16 protein-coding genes are annotated in these 18,034 nt (G+C 64.4%); 4 read left to right on the forward strand and 12 right to left on the reverse strand.

Annotation, left to right across the window (positions count from 1 at the left end):
* Positions 1-74: 74 nt before the first annotated feature.
* The 3 genes from DB459_RS03495 to DB459_RS03505 form a co-directional block, all read right to left on the reverse strand.
* On the reverse strand, positions 75-1,355 hold the full coding sequence (locus DB459_RS03495) for a DUF445 domain-containing protein (RefSeq protein ID WP_253711557.1): 1,281 nt from the start codon (positions 1,353-1,355) through the stop codon (positions 75-77).
* A 308-nt stretch (positions 1,356-1,663) separates the two neighbouring features.
* Positions 1,664-2,866, reverse strand: coding sequence for an ImmA/IrrE family metallo-endopeptidase (locus DB459_RS03500; RefSeq protein WP_253711558.1), 1,203 nt, complete (start codon positions 2,864-2,866; stop codon positions 1,664-1,666).
* A 1-nt stretch (position 2,867) separates the two neighbouring features.
* Positions 2,868-3,515 (reverse strand): hypothetical protein, encoded by a 648-nt coding sequence (locus tag DB459_RS03505; RefSeq protein WP_253711559.1) that lies wholly within the window; start codon positions 3,513-3,515, stop codon positions 2,868-2,870.
* Positions 3,516-3,650: 135 nt separating this feature from the next.
* Between DB459_RS03505 and DB459_RS03510 the strand changes: the two genes are divergently transcribed.
* From DB459_RS03510 to DB459_RS03520, 3 genes are read left to right on the forward strand one after another with little or no spacing between them, the layout of a single operon-like run.
* Positions 3,651-4,040, forward strand: a complete 390-nt coding sequence (locus DB459_RS03510) for a hypothetical protein (protein ID WP_253711560.1) — start codon at positions 3,651-3,653, stop codon at positions 4,038-4,040.
* The gene (locus tag DB459_RS03515; RefSeq protein WP_253711561.1) at positions 4,027-4,314 is read left to right on the forward strand and encodes a hypothetical protein; all 288 of its coding nucleotides are present in this window, start codon (positions 4,027-4,029) and stop codon (positions 4,312-4,314) included. Before DB459_RS03510 ends, DB459_RS03515 begins: the two co-directional genes overlap by 14 nt.
* Complete coding sequence (locus DB459_RS03520) at positions 4,311-5,267, forward strand: tyrosine-type recombinase/integrase (protein ID WP_253711562.1); 957 nt, start codon at positions 4,311-4,313, stop codon at positions 5,265-5,267. Before DB459_RS03515 ends, DB459_RS03520 begins: the two co-directional genes overlap by 4 nt.
* Before the next feature lie 244 nt (positions 5,268-5,511).
* Here the strand turns inward: DB459_RS03520 and DB459_RS03525 are convergent, their stop codons facing one another.
* A complete protein-coding gene (locus tag DB459_RS03525) occupies positions 5,512-5,994 on the reverse strand; it encodes a hypothetical protein (RefSeq protein WP_253711563.1) in 483 nt (160 codons plus the stop codon).
* Positions 5,995-6,033: 39 nt separating this feature from the next.
* Between DB459_RS03525 and DB459_RS03530 the strand changes: the two genes are divergently transcribed.
* Positions 6,034-6,980, forward strand: a protein-coding gene (locus DB459_RS03530) for an IS630 family transposase (protein ID WP_253706644.1) whose coding sequence is annotated in 2 segments (ribosomal slippage) — positions 6,034-6,373 and positions 6,373-6,980 — 948 coding nt in all. Because the reading frame shifts where the segments join, the coding sequence is not laid out codon by codon here.
* A 301-nt stretch (positions 6,981-7,281) separates the two neighbouring features.
* Here DB459_RS03530 and DB459_RS03535 read toward each other — a convergent pair.
* From DB459_RS03535 to DB459_RS03570, 8 genes are all read right to left on the reverse strand, one after another.
* On the reverse strand, positions 7,282-7,752 hold the full coding sequence (locus DB459_RS03535; RefSeq protein ID WP_253711564.1) for a phasin: 471 nt from the start codon (positions 7,750-7,752) through the stop codon (positions 7,282-7,284).
* Positions 7,753-7,892: 140 nt separating this feature from the next.
* The gene (locus tag DB459_RS03540; RefSeq protein ID WP_253711565.1) at positions 7,893-8,849 is read right to left on the reverse strand and encodes an alpha/beta fold hydrolase; all 957 of its coding nucleotides are present in this window, start codon (positions 8,847-8,849) and stop codon (positions 7,893-7,895) included.
* Positions 8,850-8,913: 64 nt separating this feature from the next.
* Positions 8,914-9,690, reverse strand: coding sequence for an SDR family oxidoreductase (locus DB459_RS03545; protein WP_305884149.1), 777 nt, complete (start codon positions 9,688-9,690; stop codon positions 8,914-8,916).
* A gap of 438 nt (positions 9,691-10,128) precedes the next feature.
* Positions 10,129-10,608 carry a glutathione peroxidase gene (locus DB459_RS03550; RefSeq protein WP_253711566.1) on the reverse strand — a complete coding sequence of 160 codons (480 nt, stop codon included), beginning with the start codon at positions 10,606-10,608 and terminating at the stop codon, positions 10,129-10,131.
* A 106-nt stretch (positions 10,609-10,714) separates the two neighbouring features.
* Complete coding sequence (locus DB459_RS03555; protein WP_253711567.1) at positions 10,715-11,920, reverse strand: hypothetical protein; 1,206 nt, start codon at positions 11,918-11,920, stop codon at positions 10,715-10,717.
* Positions 11,921-11,986: 66 nt separating this feature from the next.
* Complete coding sequence (locus tag DB459_RS03560) at positions 11,987-12,871, reverse strand: dihydrodipicolinate synthase family protein (protein ID WP_253711568.1); 885 nt, start codon at positions 12,869-12,871, stop codon at positions 11,987-11,989.
* 143 nt (positions 12,872-13,014) lie between these two features.
* Complete coding sequence (gene ppc, locus DB459_RS03565; protein WP_253711569.1) at positions 13,015-15,768, reverse strand: phosphoenolpyruvate carboxylase; 2,754 nt, start codon at positions 15,766-15,768, stop codon at positions 13,015-13,017.
* A 221-nt stretch (positions 15,769-15,989) separates the two neighbouring features.
* The gene (locus DB459_RS03570; RefSeq protein WP_253711570.1) at positions 15,990-17,750 is read right to left on the reverse strand and encodes an outer membrane protein; all 1,761 of its coding nucleotides are present in this window, start codon (positions 17,748-17,750) and stop codon (positions 15,990-15,992) included.
* Positions 17,751-18,034 lie beyond the last annotated feature (284 nt).

An 18,034-nucleotide genomic window follows, 5' to 3' on the forward strand; every position in this document is an offset into this window, starting at 1 on the left:
GAGGGCATAACCGGGGACAGCGGGAACCGCCAGCCGAAACTCGGATCCGCGCCCTCTCGAACCATGAGGCTCCCTCACCCCAGCCGCAGCAGGACCTCGGCGCTGTGCAGGGCGAGGCCGGCGAAGCCGCCGATCAGCGTGCCGTTGAAGCGGATATATTGCAGGTCGCGGCCGACATTGAGCTCGATCAGCTTGACGAGCTGGCCCATGTCCCAGGCCTTGACCTGATCGGCGATGAAGCTCGCCGCCTCGCTCTTGTGTTCGGCGACCAGGCGACGCAACACGGCGTACAACCCGCGATTGATCTCGGCGCGCATGTCGTCGTCGCTTTCGAGATGCCGCCCGGCCTGGACGAACAGATGGGCGAGATGCGGATGGATGCCGCCGCCGCTGGCGCCCTCGGCGATCAGGCCGGAGAGAGAGGCCCATAGCTTCTGCGCCAGCGCCTGCCACTCGGGACGCTCCAGGATCTCGCGCTGGAGCTGCTTGAGCTTCCCTGCATAGTCGGGATCGCCGGCGAGGCGATCGGCGAACGAGCGCATCAGGCGATCGAATTCGCCGCGGAACGGGTGACCGGGATCGGCCTCGACCTCGGCGAAGAAGGCGGTGGCCGAGGCGACGAGCTTGTTGAGGACGTATTTGTCGGCGCGGTAGAGCTTGAGCAGCGTCGGCAATTCGTCCCGGATCTTGTCGCGGATGGCGGCGAGCAGTTGCGGATCGTCCAGCGAAGCGCGAAGGCCGCGCAGCAACTCGTCGAGCAGCACGCGATGGCGGCCGCTGTCGATCAGGCTGCGCAGCGACGACGCCGCCAGCGGGCCGAGATCGAGCGCCTCGAGCTGGGCATTGATGCGGCGGCTCACGAAGCTCTTCAGTCCGGACTGGTCGATCGCGGAGAGCGCCTCGGGCGCGAGCTGCAGCAGGAAGCGGGCGAGATCGCCGGCGCGCTTGGCGTCACCGAGCCAGGCGCTGGCCAGGGCGGCGAAATCCACCCGGCGCAGCCGCGCCTCCACCGCGGCTTCGCCGAGGAACTGGCGCTCGACGAATTCGCCGAGCTTGTCGGCGATGCGGGCCTGATTGCGCTGGATGATCGCGGTATGGGGAATCGGCAGGCCGAGCGGGCGGCGGAACAACGCCACCACCGCGTACCAGTCGGCGAGCCCGCCGACCACGGCGGCCTCGGCGAAGGCGGCAAGGAAGCCGAAGGCGGGGTGGCGGCCGGCATTGATGCGGGCGATGACGAGCAGGCCGAGGCACAGCGCCAGCACGGCGCTCGCCGCCGCCTTGATGCGGCGCAGCTCGGCGGCGCGCTGGACATCACTGATGGCGCTGTCGCCCGTCGGTTCGATCGCCGTCATCTCTCGCCTTCGATCATGCGAGCAGGCCAGTGGCCACATCCTAGTGCGGTGGATCTGACGCTCGTTTCAGCATTGCAGCGAGTTCTTCATACGCGCGTCAGATCCAAAACCGCACTAGAATCATCTTGATGCTAGTGTCCCCTTGTTTCCAACCTTCGTAGAAGCCCCTGCTGCGATGGAATACGAACGTTGGAAACGGGACACTAGCTAACGATATGCTTCAGGACCTCCCTGCAACAATCGTATCGGCTCCACCTCCGCCGGCGCCGGCCGTTCCTGCTGAGGCCTTAGAGGCCTCAGCACTTTCCTTACCGTTTGGCCGGGAAACTAATAACCTGGGCCGGCTCGCCTACCGACACCGAGGTGCCTTTGAGACGGGGCATTTCCACTACGGGGGCAGCCGCCGCAGAGAGGTAGCCGGACGGCAGGCAGGCCAGCCGCTCAATGCTCGCCGTATCAAACGGCAGGGCGTCGCGGATCTGTTGCAGGCTCCATCCGCCCTGATCTGCCAAAAGGCGGATAGAGCGGGAGAGTATTCGCGGTTCTTCGAATTGTAGTATGTCGTCAAGCGGTTCGCAGGTGCGCCAGCCTCTCGCGCTGTAGTGCTTCCAGAGACGAAGGGTGTATTCGCCCTTCGTGATGCCGAGGGTGTCGCACCGCTTGATCATCGCTCCTATTGCGACCTTCCAGCGCTCTTTCAGGGCGTGAAAAGCCGACAACGTCGGCGACGTCAACTCGCCGGCAAAGCTGTTTGCAGGCAGCAAAAAGGCCGCGGCGAAAAGGTGAGCCTGGTGCTCGATCAGCTTGAATTCTTCGGCCTTGGTCAAGGTGGTTCTGTCGACGTGCCGGTGCAGCAAAATGTGCCCGAGCTCGTGCGCTGCGTTGAAGCGGACACGCACCGCCGACGGCTTGTCGATCGCAACGTAGATATAGGCGCGACCGTCGACACCCGACCAGGACGACACGCCGTCCATCGTTGCTGCTTCGAGCTCGTCGTGAATAATGACGATTCCATTGTTCTCGAGCAATTGGTGCAGGTCGGAAATCGGCCCGTCGCCGAGGCCCCAAAAGTGGCGGCAGCGTAGGGCAATATCTTCGATCATCTTGTCGCTGATCGTGCGAAAATCACGATCGCCGACAAAGTCCGGAACGTTGCATTTTGGGATGTCGACGGCGTTCTGCACGGTAAGGCTGATGTCCTGTCCCCAGCGCATGCGCGCCGCGGCTTTGCGGCGAGCGGCCTTGGTCGCAGCCGCCATGGACCGATAGAAAAACGGGAAATCTCCGTGCTGAGGCTGCGGCGCGAGGAAATAGGCGGTTGGCAAATTGAGGGCGCGGCTCAGCTCCGTCAGGCCAAGGGGTTCGGGGGCTTGCTCGCCGCGCAACCAGCGCGAAATGCTCGCGCTGCTGCTACGGCCCATCAATTGTGCAAGAGATACTTGTGACAGATCGCGTGCGTCGAGCGCTTCTGCCAAACGGCCAGGAAGAAAGCCTGGTACTCCCAATTTCATTTCAGCTCACGTCGTTTGGTTTTTGCTTGAGTGCCACCACGGCAAGGTCCGGAATAATCTCGGCAGGCCGCTCGACCGCGTTATAGGCGGCGATCACGGTTTCGACCGGTTCATTGAAGATCCAGCGCGACAGGGAGCTGTCCGGGATCGCGAAGTTCAGAAACGCCGGCGTGTCGAGGTCTTTGGGATGCGCCGCCGATAAGAAGAGACCGTAGAGGCGCGGGCCGGCGACAACTGGCGCTGAGAGCCCGAAAAGGTCGCCTTGAAATTGCGACACCGCCGCGTTCATGGCGGCAAGCTGCTTGCGGTAGCGAACGGGCCGGATGTTGCCGCGGTACCGATCCGGCTTCGCGCGGCCGATTACGAAGTGATCGGAGATCAAAAGGGTGTAGCGGCCACCAACCGGGTTCGTGTCCTTGGCCGCGATCGTGAGCCCCCCAGCTTCGCCTGCCCGACGCAGACCGCTCTCCAGCAACCAATGCCGTTGCCGACCGAGCACTTCGCGCCGCTCCGGCGCGCCGTATTGCACCGGGTCATTTGCTCGCTTGGCGGCCTCGAAGTAGGCACCATCGGTTTCTTCACGGTTCATCGTGAAGAGCACGAGTGGCAGGCGGGTGGTGATGCGCGTCAGAATGTCGGGTTGGGCCAAAAGCATGGTCCTAGGCTGTTTGCGTTATCCGGAAAACTAAGCCGATTCTTTGCGGAATGCAATTTGCCCGTGAAAGGCCCTCCCCAACCTTTTAACATATGATAATGTCTTTTATCATATGTTAAAGGGGCAACTATGAAAGCCATTGATGATCTAGACCGGAGAAGTGCATGGGCCTTCCATCCTTGGTTCTTTGTCATTGTCGCTCTCATCGTAGGAATCTCGCTTGGATTGCTCAGATGGAGAACGGGGCTTCCCGTTTCGACCAGCGCGACACTCGCCACCTTCGGGGCTTTCATGGCTTGCTGCGGCGTCATCACAATCGGACGACCGATGATCCGCGCAGGTGGCTATCGAGCGTGGTTCGAAAAATCCAGGATTATCGATGAGGGCCACATCGTTCCTACGCCAGAGGAAATCGAAGAGGCCAAGCAAGGGGAAAAGGACGCGGCGGCCCTCCAAATTACCGGGCCGGCGCTCGTGATCGTCGGCACCATGCTCAATGGTCTGAGTGGCTTTTTCTGATGAAGGAATTGGAGCGAACATGGTGACTAACCCGTATTTCCAAAACTCGACCGAGGCCGCCGCCCAGGCGGCCGAATTCATCAAGCGCATTTCGAACATGCCGGACGAGGAGTTGTTCGCCGAATACGCGGCGGCAAAAGCGGAGCTCGGCGAGCTGGCCCTACTGAAAAGCATCGCTACCGAGGCTGAAATCGTCCAGCGACACGGCTATGACAAGAAGCCCTATCGCCAATGGCTCGAAGCCCAGGCACAGAAGAATCAGGGGGGCAAGTGAACGCCCTCACCATCCTGACCTCGACCCCGCTCCCGGCGATCATCGACGCTGCCGGCGAGCGGGCGCGCGTCCGCTTTCGCGAATTCTTCACCGCGCAGATCCGCAATCCGAACACGCGCCGCGCTTACGCGAAGGTAGCCGCCGAATTTGCCGCCTGGTGCGAGTTGCGGGGCTTGCGATCGATTGTTCAGGTGCAGCCGCTGCACGTCGCCGCCTATATCGAGTTCTTAGGCAAGCGAAACGCCGCCCCGACGGTCAAGCAGCGTCTCGCCGCGATCCGGCATCTATTCGACTGGCTTGTGGTTGGTGAGATCGTTCCGCTCAATCCGGCCGCCTCGGTGCGCGGCCCGCGCCATGTTGTGAAGACCGGCAAGACCGCTGTTCTGGCGCCCGACGAGGCTCGCCATCTGCTCGACAGCATCGACGAGAGCGAGCCAATCGGCCTACGTGACCGGGCGCTGATCGGACTTATGGCCTACAGCTTCGCGCGCGTCGGTGCAGCCACGGCGATGAAGGTTGAAGATGTGTTCGTTGAGAAGCGCCGGCTATGGGTGCGCCTTCACGAAAAAGGCGGCAAAGAGCATGAAATGCCTTGCCACCACACGCTTGAGGCCTGCCTACACGCCTATATCGACGGATGCGGCCTAGCGAGCGACCCCAAGGGGCCACTACTTCGCACGATCAGTCGCAAGACGAAGCAGCTATCGCGCACTCCCCTCCCCCAGGCTTCGGCCTACTTGATGATCGAGCGCCGCGCCGCGGCCGCCGGCATCATGACCCGGATTGGCAACCACAGCTTTCGGGCGACGGGTATCACGGCCTACCTCAAGAACGGCGGCACGTTGGAGCAAGCTGCCGCCATGGCAAATCATGCCAGTACGCGCACGACGCAGCTCTATGACCGCCGGCAAGAAGAGTTCACGCTCGATGAAGTCGAACGGATTCAGATTTAATAAAAACTGAGTAGTAGGACCGTAAAAAATTTCGGCTAGCGGAAACTTTTCTTTTCCTAACTCTCCCCAACGCATACGGAAAACATAACACATTGAAGCGGCAGCGCTTTCCTGCAAGGTCTCGTCGGGCGCCTGACGACCTGCGAGACTAGCTATTACGCCAATCGACTTCGCAGCACCGGAAACTGTGTCGCGAAGTCCGCTCCCCGTTCAGCAGCATGGCTTTCGATCGAATGGTATCTCGTCAACCACCAGCATCATGGAGATCTTGGAATCCGTGGCGCCATTTTTCCAACAAGCCATGCAGAACATCCATGCCTTGTTCGAGCACTTCGACGTTGATCACGCCGAGACCTGTCAGGTGTGCGTTGCCCTTGATATCTTCAGGGTATCTAAAAACCTGTCCAGTGGGGTCAATTTGGCAAAACTCATCGACAATGTCTCCAGCCAGGCTCAATTCGACGTCGTCGAAGCACGTTAACTGAGATTTTTTGACCTCAGCTTCCAGCAGTTTCCAATTGTCCTGGAGTTTATGGGTCTTCTGATAGTCAACACCTGACTTGTTGTATGTGCTAAGCTTGTTTAGAAGGTGTTTGACGTAGAGCTCGATCCCGTGCCGATACGAAAACGCGGCGGGGTAGATTAGAATATCGATTGCCCACTCGCCTCGTTTAGAGCAGGCTCCGAGCGATGTGAATCGAATCAGGATTCCCGAATCGGCTGACATCTGATTCATGATTCCTGCCGCAGAATGGAGGCGGCTGGAATGGCGCTTTCCGACGATCTTCGCAAACGAGTGGTGGAGGCTGTCGTCTCGGGCGGGCTGTCGCGCAATGCGGCGGCGAAGCGTTTCGAAGTCAGCATTGCGAGCGCCGTGCGCTGGGTCAAGCAATTCGAGACGACGGGAGAAATGTCGCCGAAGCCGACTGGAGGCGATCGCCGCTCCGGCCGCATCGAAGCCCATCACGGCTATCTGATGGGTCTGATCCGGCGCACGCCGGACGTCACCCTGCTGGAGATCCAGGAACGTCTGATCAGGAATTGCGGCGAGCATTTTTCGAGTTCCGTGCTGTGGCGCTTCTTTGACCGTCATGGCGTCACGTTTAAAAAAAGACCGCACACGCCTCGGAGCAGCAGCGGCCGGACGTCCTGAAGCAACGCCTCGAATGGTTCGAGCGACAGCTCGATCTCGATCCCGAGAAGCTCGTCTTCATCGACGAAACGGGCGCCTCGACCAATTTGGCGCGCAAAGGCGGGCGTTGCCGGCGTGGGCGGCGGCTGCGCGTCGGCGTGCCGCACGGCCATTACAAGACGGTCACGCTCGTCGCCGGCATCCGCCTTCGCGGGCTCGTGGCGGCGAAGACCTATGATCGTCCGATCACCGCCGCCCTGTTCGAGGACTGGGTGGAACACTGCCTCGTTCCTACCCTCACGAAAGGCGACGTTGTCGTCATGGACAATCTGTCCGCCCACAAGGGGCCGCGGGTCAAGGAGTTGATCGAGGCCGCGGGCGCCGAGCTGCTCTACCTCCCGCCCTATAGCCCCGACATGAACCCGATCGAGAAGGCGTTTTCCAAGCTGAAAGCGCATTTGCGCAAAATCGCCGAGCGAACTGTCGCCGCCCTGATGCGCGCCCTCGAAACCTGCGCCGACATCTTCAAGCCCGCCCAATGCGCAAACTACTTCGCTGCATGCGGATATGATCCACCTTGATCGGAGTCTGCTCTAATAGCTTCGACGATTTGCTTGGCACCTTCAAGAAAACCTTCGCCGTAGTCATCAAAATCGTAGGGACCGCCATTCTCTCCGACACATGCATTTAGTTGAGGATTTGGACCGTTCCTAAACAATGAGTTCGGTTGATAAGCCATCGCTCCCCCCCAGCCAAGCGCGCTTGACAAGACGTTACAGTCTAGACTAGCGCCCACATCCTTGGGCTGTCCGCCGGCAAAAGAAAAGGCCCGCGGTTGCGGGCCTTTCACGACGTGGACAGAACCCGGGAGAGGATAGGCGCTCAGGCGACCTTGCGGGTCGTGTCGATGACCTGGGCGATGTTCTCCTGGGCGGTCTTGGCGGTGTCGGTGATCAGCTTGCCGACATATTCGGTCGCCGACTTGGCACGGGCGACGGCGACTTCGCCGCGCGAGCGCAGCAGGTCGGACTGGATCTGAACCGCCTCGGTCAGCGAGGTGGCGGAGGCCAGCTTGTCGAGGCCGCTGAAGAAGGCTTCGGCATCCTCGAAAATCGCCTGCTGGATGTTGCGGGTCACCTTGGCAGCCTCGGCGAACGAGCCCGACACGGCGCTCTCGACGACACCGGTCACCTTCTCGGCGCCGGTCTGGATCTCAGCCGCGCGCTCCTTGGCGGTGGAGACGCTGCGCTTGACGAATTCCCGCGCCGCTTCCGGCACTTCGAGATTGGGCACGGCCTTGAAGGCGAAAGCATCCTTGAAGCCGTCGAACAGTGGATTGGTGGTCATGGGCATCTCCATCCTTGTGCAAAGCTATGGGGCACCCCCCGTCACCTGACCTGAGGGCCTGCTCAATATGGCACCACTCATATCGCAATGCAACATTTATGTTGCAGTGCAATATATCTCCGATGAATGAAATTAAAATATGTTCTTCAGATAGTTATGTGATCAGGAACAGAGCCGGCGGCCCGTCCGGACCGGCGCCGGGCCCGCCGGGCCCGATCGGCGGCGAGGCAGTGGGCGGCGATGGTGTCGGCGAGGCCCGGCATCAGCTCCGTGGGGAAGTCGTGCCCCATGCCGGGGATGATCTTCAGCGCCGCGCCGGGAATGTGCCGGGCGGTATCCCGCCCCGCGGCGGCCGGCACCAGCGGATCGTCGGCGCCATGGATGACCAGGGTCGGCGACCTGATGGTCTTGAGCAGTTCGACCCGGCTGCCGTTGGCGATCACCGCCGCGAACTGCCGCATGGTGGCGGCGGGGTCATAGGCGCGGTCGAGCCCGGTCTCGACCATCTTGCGCAGCACCGGCGCCGGGGTCGGATAGGCCGGACTGCCGATGGTGCGATAGAGCTTCATGCCGTAGCGGATCAGGCCGTCGCGGTCGGTCGGCTTCGGCCGGCGGCCGAACATCACCGCATTCACCCGCGACTTGGGCCGCGGCAGTCTGGGATCGCCGCTCGACGACATCATCGAGGTCAGGCTGCGCACGCGCTGCGGATGGTGAGCCGCGATCAGCTGCGCGATCATGCCGCCCATCGAGACGCCGACGATGTGGGCGCTGCGCAGGTGGAGCGCATCGAGCATGCCGACGGCATCATCCGCCATGTCCTCGAGCGTATAGGGCACCTTCAGCGGACGGCCGAGGAAGGCGTTGAGCAACAGGCCGCTCAGGCGGATCTTGCCGCCGTGGCGGAGCTTGGTGGACAGCCCGCTGTCGCGGTTGTCGAAACGGATGACGCGGAAGCCCGCCGCCGCGAGACGATCGCAGAAGACATCGGGCCAGAAGATCATCTGGGTGCCGAGGCCCATGATCAGGAGCACCGCCGGCGCGGACGCCGCGCCGCGCTCGTCATACGCCAGATGCAGCCCGTTGACGCGAATGAAGGCCATGCTGTGGACGTGCGCTCCTGCTTCGACCAATCTGGCAGAGATCGCCGCGGCGGGCCAGCCACCGTCAGGCGGTGGTGGCAAGGCCGCCGTCGACCGGGATCACCGCGCCGCAGGTGAAGGCGCTGGCCTTCGAGGCGAGATAGAGCGCGACGCCGGCCATGTCGTCGGGGCCGCCCATGCGCTTCATCGGCGTCCCCGCGAGCACCTCACGGGCGTCGGCCTCGGCGATGCCGGCGGTCATCTTCGAGGGAAAATAGCCCGGCGCGATGCCGTTCACCGCGATGTGCCTCGGCGCCAGGAATTTCGCCATCATGCGCGTCAGGTGATTCACCCCGGCCTTGGAGGCGGCGTAGGAATAGGTTTCGAGATGCGAGGTGCGGATGCCCTCGATCGAGCCGATATTGATGACACGCGCATAGTCCTGCGCGCTGCCGGCGGCCTCGAGCAGCGGCAGCAGGCGCTGGGTCAGGAAGAACACCGACTTGACGTTGAGGTCCATGACCTTGTCCCAGCCGCTCTCGGGGAATTCGCCGAAGCTGGCGCCCCAGCTCGCGCCGGCATTGTTGATGAGGATGTCGAGGCGCTGCTCGCGCCGGCCAAGTTCGTCGGCGAGACGGTCGATCTCCTCCATCCGCGACAGGTCGGCGGGAATGGCGATGCATTCGCCGGACCGCGACAGCTCGCGCGCCAGCGCGTCGCAGGCCTCGGCCTTGCGGGCGGTGATGTAGACCTTGGCGCCGTTCTCGACATAGCCGCGGGCGATCATCTCGCCGAGACCGCGACTGCCGCCGGTGACCAGCGCGATCTTGCCGCGCACGGAAAACAGCTGCTCGATCTTCATCTCAACTCCTCCCTGTGATGCAGTGGTCGCGCCGGCGCGCTAGTGTGGCGTCTCGCAATTGCTTATGCCCTTTGCGGCGAGCCCCTGTAGGCAATTGCGAGACGCCACACTAGTGCGGTGGATCTGACGCTCGTATCAGCATTGCCGCGCGCTCTTCGTACGAGCGTCAGATCCAAAACCGCACTAGAATCATAGTGATGCTAGTGTCCCTTTGTTTCCAACGTTCGTAAAAGTGCCTGCTGCAATGGAATACGAACGTTGGAAACGGGACACTAGTGCGGTGGATCTGACGCTCGTATCAGCATTTGCAGCGAATTCGTCATACGAGCGTCAGATCCAAACCGCACTAGAATCATATTGATGCTAGTGTGGCTTATGTCTCGCAATTGCCTACGACAGACCGGTCGCAAAGGCGGTAGGCAATTGCGAGACGCCACACTAGAGCAACGCCTCGATGCCGCGGGCCAGCGCCTGCGGCGCCGTGGTCGGCGCGTGGCGGCTGGCGACCTGGCCGCTGCGGTCGATCAGGAACTTGGTGAAATTCCACTTGATCGCCTCCGAGCCGAGCAGCCCCGGCTTTTCGCGCTTGAGAAACTCGTAGAGCGGATGCGCCCGCGCGCCATTGACCTCGATCCTGGCGAACATCGGAAAAGTGACGTCGTATTCCGTCGTGCAGAAGCTCGCGATCTCCTGCGCGGTGCCGGGCTCCTGGCCGCCGAACTGGTTGCAGGGGAAGCCGAGCACGGCGAAGCCGCGGTCGCGATAGCTGCGGTAGAGCGCTTCGAGCCCCTGATATTGCGGGGTGAAGCCGCATTTGCTGGCGGTGTTGACGACGAGGAGGACCTGACCGCTGAGGCTGGCGAGCGGCAGGTCTCCGCCCCCCAGAGTTGCAGCGGTGAAATCATAGACACTCGTCACGGGCGAGACTCCAGGCGAGGCTTTGCCGGATCGGCGGCTGGTATCGACCAAACCCTTGTCACCAGGCCGCGACGAGGTCAACGGCCGGCGGCGCAGAGCGCCGCCGTCAGAACAGGCTGGCGAAATCCTTCGCGCCCTGGGCGCCCTGGGCGCCGTCCATGCGCGCGTTCATCACCGCGAACAGCCTGGCGACGGTGTTGTGACGGATCGCCACCGGGTTGCGCTCGTAGCCGCCGCGCTGGAAGAAATTCGCCGTCGGCACGATCTCGCGCAAGGCCGCCGGCATCGTCACCATGTCGAGGCCGGTGCCGTCGCCGGTCAGGTTCATCATCTCGAGCTCGGCAGCGGTGAGCGGCCGCGTCGTGCCTTTGTTGCGGGCGAAGATCACCGAGGTCAGCAGCTTGTGGGTCTGCAGCAGCGGGCCGACATCGAGGTCCAGCACCAGGGCGTGAACGCCCCAGCCCTGCTCGGTCTTGGCGAGCTTCTCGTGCTCGTTCCAGTCGTCCGGCACCGACTGGCAGAACGCCACCATCTTGCGCAGCACCGCGATCTTCTGCTCCAGCGCCTTGCGCTGGGGCGGCGGCAGGCCGTGCGCCTTCTCGGTCAGCACGCGGACGAAATGGCCGCCGCGCTCGGCGACGAGTTCCACCGTGTTGGTGGTGAGCAGCTGGTTGTAGCCGACCGCGGTCGAGATCGCCCGGCCGCCCGGGCGGCCAGGGGAGCCGGACTGCATGTCATAAGTGCCGTTGCCGCCGGTCTCGAAATTATAGACCCGGACGATCTGGTCGCGGGTCAGGCCCTCAGTGAGCGCGGTGCGGACATAGGCGCGCTTGAATTCGAGATCGCTCGCCGGGCGGTGCGGCGCAAACTGGAAGTGCCTGGCGGCGGCGGCGAGGTAGTCGGCGACCACCGGGATGTATTTCGGCGGTCGCGGCGGCTGTTCCGGCCCCGGCTCGGGCTCGGGATTGATCGGCTTCTTCGGCCCGCGATAGAGCGGCGGCTGGGTCAGCACGTAATCGTCGGCGGCGAGCGGCATGCCGTCGCGGCGCTTGGCGTTACGCGCACGCCGCTTGTCGCTGATCGCACTCCAGTAATCCTGCGCCTCGGCGTCGAAGGCGGCGCGCGCCTCCTCGTATTCGGCAAGGCGGCGCTTGTATTCGGCGACCGCCGGCGAGGCGAAGAGCTGAGCCAGCTGTGGCGCTTCCGACGGCGCCGCGGGTTCCGCCGCGGCGGCGACGGCCCCGGCGGCGACCAGGACGGCAGCGCCGATCAGCGCGCGGGCGAGCGGAGCGAATGTCGGTTGATTCGGCATGGCGGGATCATAGCGGATTTAAGCGCGAGCGCCCGCGACCACCAGACGCAGGCGCGCCCCGGCGCCTCACGCGTCCTTGAGCTCGTCCAGCAGGGCCGCAATCACCGCGCGCTCGGCGGCTCCGAGCGGCGCCTGGGGCGGCAGCGGATCGCCGACGTCATGGCCCTGGAGCGACAGGCCGGCCTTGATGCAGGCGGCGAGGTTGTACCTGGCGAAGGCCTCGTTGACCCGCCACAGCCGGCGCTGCAGGGCGAGCGCCTCGTTCCAGTCGCCGGCGCGGCACAGCCGATAGAGCTTCACGCTCTGGCGCGGGATGATGCAGGCCGGCCCCGCCATCCAGCCGACGCCGCCGATCAGCATCACCGCGGCGGGGATGTGGGCCGAGGCCGCGAACACCTGCAGCTCGTCGCCGCAGCGGTTGATGATCGAGAGCAGCCGGCCGGTATTGGTGGAGGCATCCTTGATGTAGCGGATGCGCGGGTGCGTGGCGAGGCGGCTGATGACGTCGAGGGTGAGATCGGCGCGCTGGAACTGCGGATTGGTGTAGATCACCACCGGAACGTCGACCGCGTCGGCGATCGCCCGGAAATAGGCTTCGATCTGGGCGTCGCCGAGCGGGAAATAGGCCTCGAGCACCGCGAGGATGCCGTCGGCGCCATGGGCCTGCCAGGCCTTCGCCTGGGCGAGCGCACCGGCGATGGTGGTGGCGGCGACGCCCGCCACCACCGGCACGCGGCCGGCCGCGGCCTCGATGGTCGCCCGCACCACGGCGCTGCGCTGGGCGAAATCGAGATAGGCGAATTCGCCGGTCGAGCCGAGCGGGGTCAAACCATGGACGCCGGCCCTGATCAGGTCGTCGCACAGCCGGCCCAGCACCTCGGTGCGGATCACGCCCTCGGCGTTGATCGGCGACGGCAGATAGGGAAAAACGCCGTGGAAATTCGAAGCCATGACCGCTCGCACCGGAAGACAACGACCTGCCGCTTCTATAGCGCACCGGCGGCGGTGCGCTATAGTGTGGCGTCTCGCAATTGCCTACCGCCTTTGCGGCAAGCCTCTCGTAGGCAATTGCGAGACATAAGCCACACTAGATTTCAGCCGCTGTTGCGCAGGCCGGCCGAGACGCCGTTGATGGTGAGCTGGATGCCGCGCAGCACCTGTTCGTCGGTGGAATGGGCGCGATGAGCCCTGAGCAGCTCGACCTGCATGTGGTTGAGCGGATCGAGATAGGGGAAGCGGTTGCGGATCGAGCGCTCCAGCACCGGGTTGGACTGCAACAGCCGCTCCTGGCCGGTGATCTCGAGCAGCGCGCCGGTCGCGCCCTGCCATTCGGCGCGAATCCGCTGGAACACGCGTTCGCGCAGCTCGACGTCGTTGACGAGCTCGGCATAGCGCGAGGCGACGGCGATGCTGCTCTTGGACAGCACCATGTCCATGTTCGACAGCAGGGTGCGGAAGAACGGCCATTCGCGATAGAGCTCGCGCAGGAAGGCGATGCCCTGGTCGGGGTGGCGCTTGACCCAGCCGTCCACCGCGCTGGCGAAGCCGTACCAGCCCGGCAGCATCAGCCGGCACTGCGCCCAGCTGAACACCCAGGGGATGGCGCGCAGATCCTCGATGCGGCGCGTCTTCTTGCGCGACGCCGGCCGGCTGCCGATGTTGAGGGTGGCGATCTCCGAGATCACCGTCGACTGCCAGAAATATTCCTCGAAGCCGTCGGTCTCGTAGACGAGGTCGCGATAGGCGGCGAACGCCAGCGCCGACAGCTCCTCCATGGCCTCGAGATAGGCCTCGCGCGGCGCCGCATGCTGCGGCTGCAGCAGGCTCGCCTCCAGCGTCGCCGCCACCATGACCTCGAGGTTGCGCCGGCCGACCTCCGGATTGGAATATTTGCTGAAGATGATCTCGCCCTGCTCGGTAATCCGGATCTGGCCGTTCACGGCGCCGCCGGGCTGGGCGAGGATGGCGTCGAAGCTCGGCCCGCCGCCGCGGCCGACCGAGCCGCCGCGGCCGTGGAACAGGCGCAGGCGCACGCCCTGGCGCGCGAACACGTCGAGCAGGCCGATCTCGGCCTTGTAGAGCTCCCAGCCCGAGGTGATGAAGCCGCCGTCCTTGTTGCTGTCGGAATAGCCGAGCATCACCTCCTGCACCGAGCCGCGGCTGTCGACGAGGCGGCGATAGGCCGGCAGCGACAGCAGGCGATCCATGATCGCGGCGCAGTGGCGCAGGTCGTCGATGGTCTCGAACAGCGGCACGATGTTGACGCGGCTCGTCCCGTCCGGATCGACGAGGCCGGCTTCCTTGAGCAGCACCGCGATTTCCAGCAGGTCCGAGGCCCCCTTGGTCATCGAGACGATGCACTGATTGACGGCGGCTTCGCCGAACCGGCGCTTGCCCTCGGCGACCGCGCGGAGCACCTCGAGTTCGCTGCGGGTCTCCTCGCTGTAGTCGCGGAACGGCGAAAGCAGCGGCCGCGGCGAAGTGAGCTCGCGGGCGAGCAGCGCGAGACGCGCCTCCTCGTCGAGGTCGCCATAGCCCCCCTCGACGCCGGCGGCGGCAAATAGCTCGGCGATGCTGCGCTCGTGCACCGCCGAGTTCTGCCGGATATCGAGGCTGGCGAGGTGGAAGCCGAAGCAGTCCACCGCCCGGCGCAGCCGCCGCAGGCGGCCGCGGGCGATCACCGCGACGTGGTTGTCGCAGAGCGAGCGGTGGATGGTTTCGAGGTCGGCGCGGAAGGCCGCGGCGTCGGCATAGGGCGCGGCCTCGCCGACCGGCCGCCGGTCCGCGGCGACGCCGTCGAGAACGGCCGCGGTGGCGGCGAGGCGGGCATAAAGGCCGGAGATCGCCAGCCGATAGGGCTCGCGCTTGCGGTGTGGCGAGGTGTCGGGCGATTGCTCCACCAGCGCCCGCATCGGATCGGACAGGGTGATGAACTGGCCGGCCAGGGACAGTTCGCCGCCGAGCTGATGCAGCTCGGACAGATAGAAGCGCAGGATCCGGATGCTCTGCAGCCGCAGCGTATCGCGAAACACCGTCGCGGTGACGAAGGGATTGCCGTCGCGGTCGCCGCCGATCCAGCTGCCGATGCGCAGGAAGGAGGCGAGTTCGTCGTCGGCGCAGGCGTCCTCGGCAGCGAGCTGATCCTCCAGCGCGCCATACAGCCGCGGCAGTTCGCGCAGGAAGGTATAGTCGTAGAACGACAGGCCGTTGGCGACTTCGTCGAGCACCGTCAACTTGGTCCGCCGCAACAGGTTGGTCTGCCACAAGGTGAGGACGGCGCGGCCCAGTTGCTCGTCGATGTCGGCGAGCTCGTCGGCGGTGAGGCGGGTGCGCCCACGCAGGTCGAGCAGCGCGGCGATCTCCATCTCGCGGTCGATGGTGCTCTTGCGCCGGACTTCGGTCGGATGGGCGGTGAGCACCGGGCTGATCAGGGCGCCGGCGAAGAAGCGCCGCAGCGCCGGCGCGTCGACGGCCGCTTGCCGGCTGCGGCTCAGCACATCGGCCAGCGTGCCGCGCTCGTCGGCGCCGGCGCGGGCACGGTTGCGGCGGATGTGATCCTGGTCCTCGGCGATGTTGGCGAGATGCGAGAAATAGCTGAAGGCGCGGACGATGCGCACGGTTTCGGCCACCGACATGCCGCCGAAGATCGCATCGAGTTCGTCGCGGGCGGCCTGATCCTCGTCGCGGTGGAACCTGACCGAGGTCTGGCGGATGCGCTCGACGAGGTCGAACACCGCCTCGCCCTCCTGGTCGCGCACGGTGTCGCCGAGAATGCGCCCGAGCTGCCGGATGTCGTTGCGCAGCAGGACGTCGTCGAGTTCCGGCGGCCTGGCATCGTCCGCCGCCATCCTGCTTGTCCTCGCCGCGATGCTGCTGCTGTCCGACGCCATGGCGCTCCCCGTTTGCCCGCGTTTGTCCCATATCAACGGGGGGCGACGCAAGAATCCGGCCGGCCCCACGGAGGACTGACCGTCGGCGACGTCAACGGCTGGCGCGCCGCCTCTTTCGGCAAGGCATGAGCAGCTTGCCCGGCGCGATCGGCGACTCCGCTGCGGGAGTGCCGATGGACTCAGCGGGAGCCGAACTTATAGGACGCCTGCAGGAACATCGCCGCCTGTTCGGCCGAAAAGGTCTGCTGTTCAATTTCGCCTTTGCCGCCGTTCGAGAAGTTAGCAGTCTTGCCCTGCGCGACCCAATAGGCCCAGTAGCGGCCGCCCACGCCGACGCTGACCCTCTCGGTGACGTCGTAGGACAGGATCGCCTCGAGCTGAACGCCGTTGCCGGTGCCCCACTGCGGAGACACCGCGTTCGGGCCGTGATCGTCCTCGCCGTGAAAGCGAACATAGGGCAGATAGGCGGCCTCGGCGTTGAGATGCACACGGGGCGCGAGGAGGACGTCCGCGGCGGCGCCGACACGCAGGGCGCGCCAGATCGTGTCCTGTCCAAGGCCCACGGCGTCGACGGTCTGCGCCGGCGCGTACATGACATAGGTCATGAGCTTGTTGGTCAGCATCGGCTGCTCGAAATAGCTGTAGCCGGTGAACACCGTGAGCCTCGCCGCCGGCTGCCGGAACCAGTCGTAACCGGCATCCACCGTGAAATATTTGATCTTGCTCGAGGCCTCGGAAAGCGAGTTCTGATACGGGAAGACGCTTTCGGCGGTGCCGTCGAGCGGCTGCGCGAGGCCCCAGTCCTCGTCATTCATGTGACCGTGTTTGCCGCTCCCGGCGCCGACGAAACCTTTCAGGACGAAGTTCTGCGGGGTGTCGATCCGCGCAAAGAGTTCGCCAGAATCCGTCTGCAGATCGGTCCACGTCAGCCGCGAGTTGTTCACCGGCGGGGGCGAGGCTCCACCGAGATCCTGCTTGAACCGCCCCCAGCCGTGCACGTAGCGCGCGCCCAGTTCGACCTCGACGGCGCCGGCGGCCGGCAGCGCTGGAGCTGCCGTCGTGGGCGCCGCCCGGTCGCCGAAGCGGTAGTTCACCCCGAGCTTCATCGCGTGGATCGCCTGGCCGATCCCGGTCGCCCTGCCATCGGGGGCCGACGAACCGGCAACGCCGGGCAGCACGCCGATGGTGATGGGGGCATCAGGCGTTGCAAGACCATGCCGGCCGAAGCCGAGATAGTCGTATTCGGCCATCACCGACCAGTTGCCGCTCAGGGCGTATTCGAGGCCGACGCCCGCAGTCCAGCCGAGCTGGCTGAAGCTGGAGCTGGTCACGGCGTTCGGCGGGCCATCCGTTCCTTCCCGAATATTGTTGGTGGCGATATCGACGCTGCCCTGCATCCAGGCCAGCCCGCCCTTGGCATAGAGCAGCATCTCCCCGCGCAGTCCGGTCGCGAGCCCGACGCGGCCGGTAACGGTGCCGAGCCAGCGCGGCTGCACCTGACAGGTCGCGCCATAGGCTCCGCCGAGGAAGCCCGGCAAGTTCTCCGGCGGCAGCGGCCCAAGGCTGCGGGCCGGCTGCAGGCAGGTGAAGGTGCCGTTCAGGTTAGCCCACGTCACGTCGGCCTGAGCGCCGAACACCCACGGCCCGGTCTGCCAGTCATAGCCGACCTGGCCACCGAGCAGCGGACCCGGAGAGCGGATGTGGTCACCGAACAGCGTCTGACCATAGGGATCGTCGACGTGGCTCAGGTCCAGGGCGCCACCCGTATGCGCGCCAAGGTAGAAGCCGGACCAGCTCCACCGAGCGGGTGCCGGCGCCTTCACGGAAGGATCGGCCGCACTTGCGGCTGTCCCGGCCGACAGCAAGGCAACGGTGCAAAGCAACAGGTTCTTGACGACGGCCATGCGCGCTTTGACGCCCACGCGAGCTGCGACATCCATTAAGTATCCTCGCAAAACATGATTCAAGGATGGCCGATTCTCCCAGCCAAGCTAGTGTCCTGTCTCCGAATTACCGCTTCGTTTGCCTCACCCTCGCACGGCAATTCGGAGACATAAGGACACTAGCAAAATCAAAAAGCTAGTGTGGCTTATGTCTCGCAATTGCCTACAGGGGCTTGCCGCAAAGGACATAGGCAATTGCGAGACGCCACACTAATCGAGTCCGCGCTCAAGCGCATCAACTATCGTTCTGCGCGAAATAATTGAATCATAACAACCGTTTT

The organism is Bradyrhizobium sp. WD16 (assembly GCF_024181725.1).
In the GTDB taxonomy this organism is placed as follows: domain Bacteria; phylum Pseudomonadota; class Alphaproteobacteria; order Rhizobiales; family Xanthobacteraceae; genus Bradyrhizobium_A.

Excerpts from the sequence above, each read along its gene's own strand:
- DB459_RS03495 (WP_253711557.1), bottom strand. The coding sequence starts at position 1,355 with ATGACGGCGATCGAACCGACGGGCGACAGCGCCATCAGTGATGTCCAG.
- DB459_RS03500 (WP_253711558.1), bottom strand. The coding sequence starts at position 2,866 with ATGAAATTGGGAGTACCAGGCTTTCTTCCTGGCCGTTTGGCAGAAGCG.
- DB459_RS03510 (WP_253711560.1), top strand. The coding sequence starts at position 3,651 with ATGAAAGCCATTGATGATCTAGACCGGAGAAGTGCATGGGCCTTCCAT.
- DB459_RS03525 (WP_253711563.1), bottom strand. The coding sequence starts at position 5,994 with ATGTCAGCCGATTCGGGAATCCTGATTCGATTCACATCGCTCGGAGCC.
- DB459_RS03535 (WP_253711564.1), bottom strand. The coding sequence starts at position 7,752 with ATGCCCATGACCACCAATCCACTGTTCGACGGCTTCAAGGATGCTTTC.
- DB459_RS03540 (WP_253711565.1), bottom strand. The coding sequence starts at position 8,849 with ATGGCCTTCATTCGCGTCAACGGGCTGCATCTGGCGTATGACGAGCGC.
- DB459_RS03545 (WP_305884149.1), bottom strand. The coding sequence starts at position 9,690 with ATGAAGATCGAGCAGCTGTTTTCCGTGCGCGGCAAGATCGCGCTGGTC.
- DB459_RS03555 (WP_253711567.1), bottom strand. The coding sequence starts at position 11,920 with ATGCCGAATCAACCGACATTCGCTCCGCTCGCCCGCGCGCTGATCGGC.
- DB459_RS03560 (WP_253711568.1), bottom strand. The coding sequence starts at position 12,871 with ATGGCTTCGAATTTCCACGGCGTTTTTCCCTATCTGCCGTCGCCGATC.
- ppc (WP_253711569.1), bottom strand. The coding sequence starts at position 15,768 with ATGGCGGCGGACGATGCCAGGCCGCCGGAACTCGACGACGTCCTGCTG.
- DB459_RS03570 (WP_253711570.1), bottom strand. The coding sequence starts at position 17,750 with ATGGATGTCGCAGCTCGCGTGGGCGTCAAAGCGCGCATGGCCGTCGTC.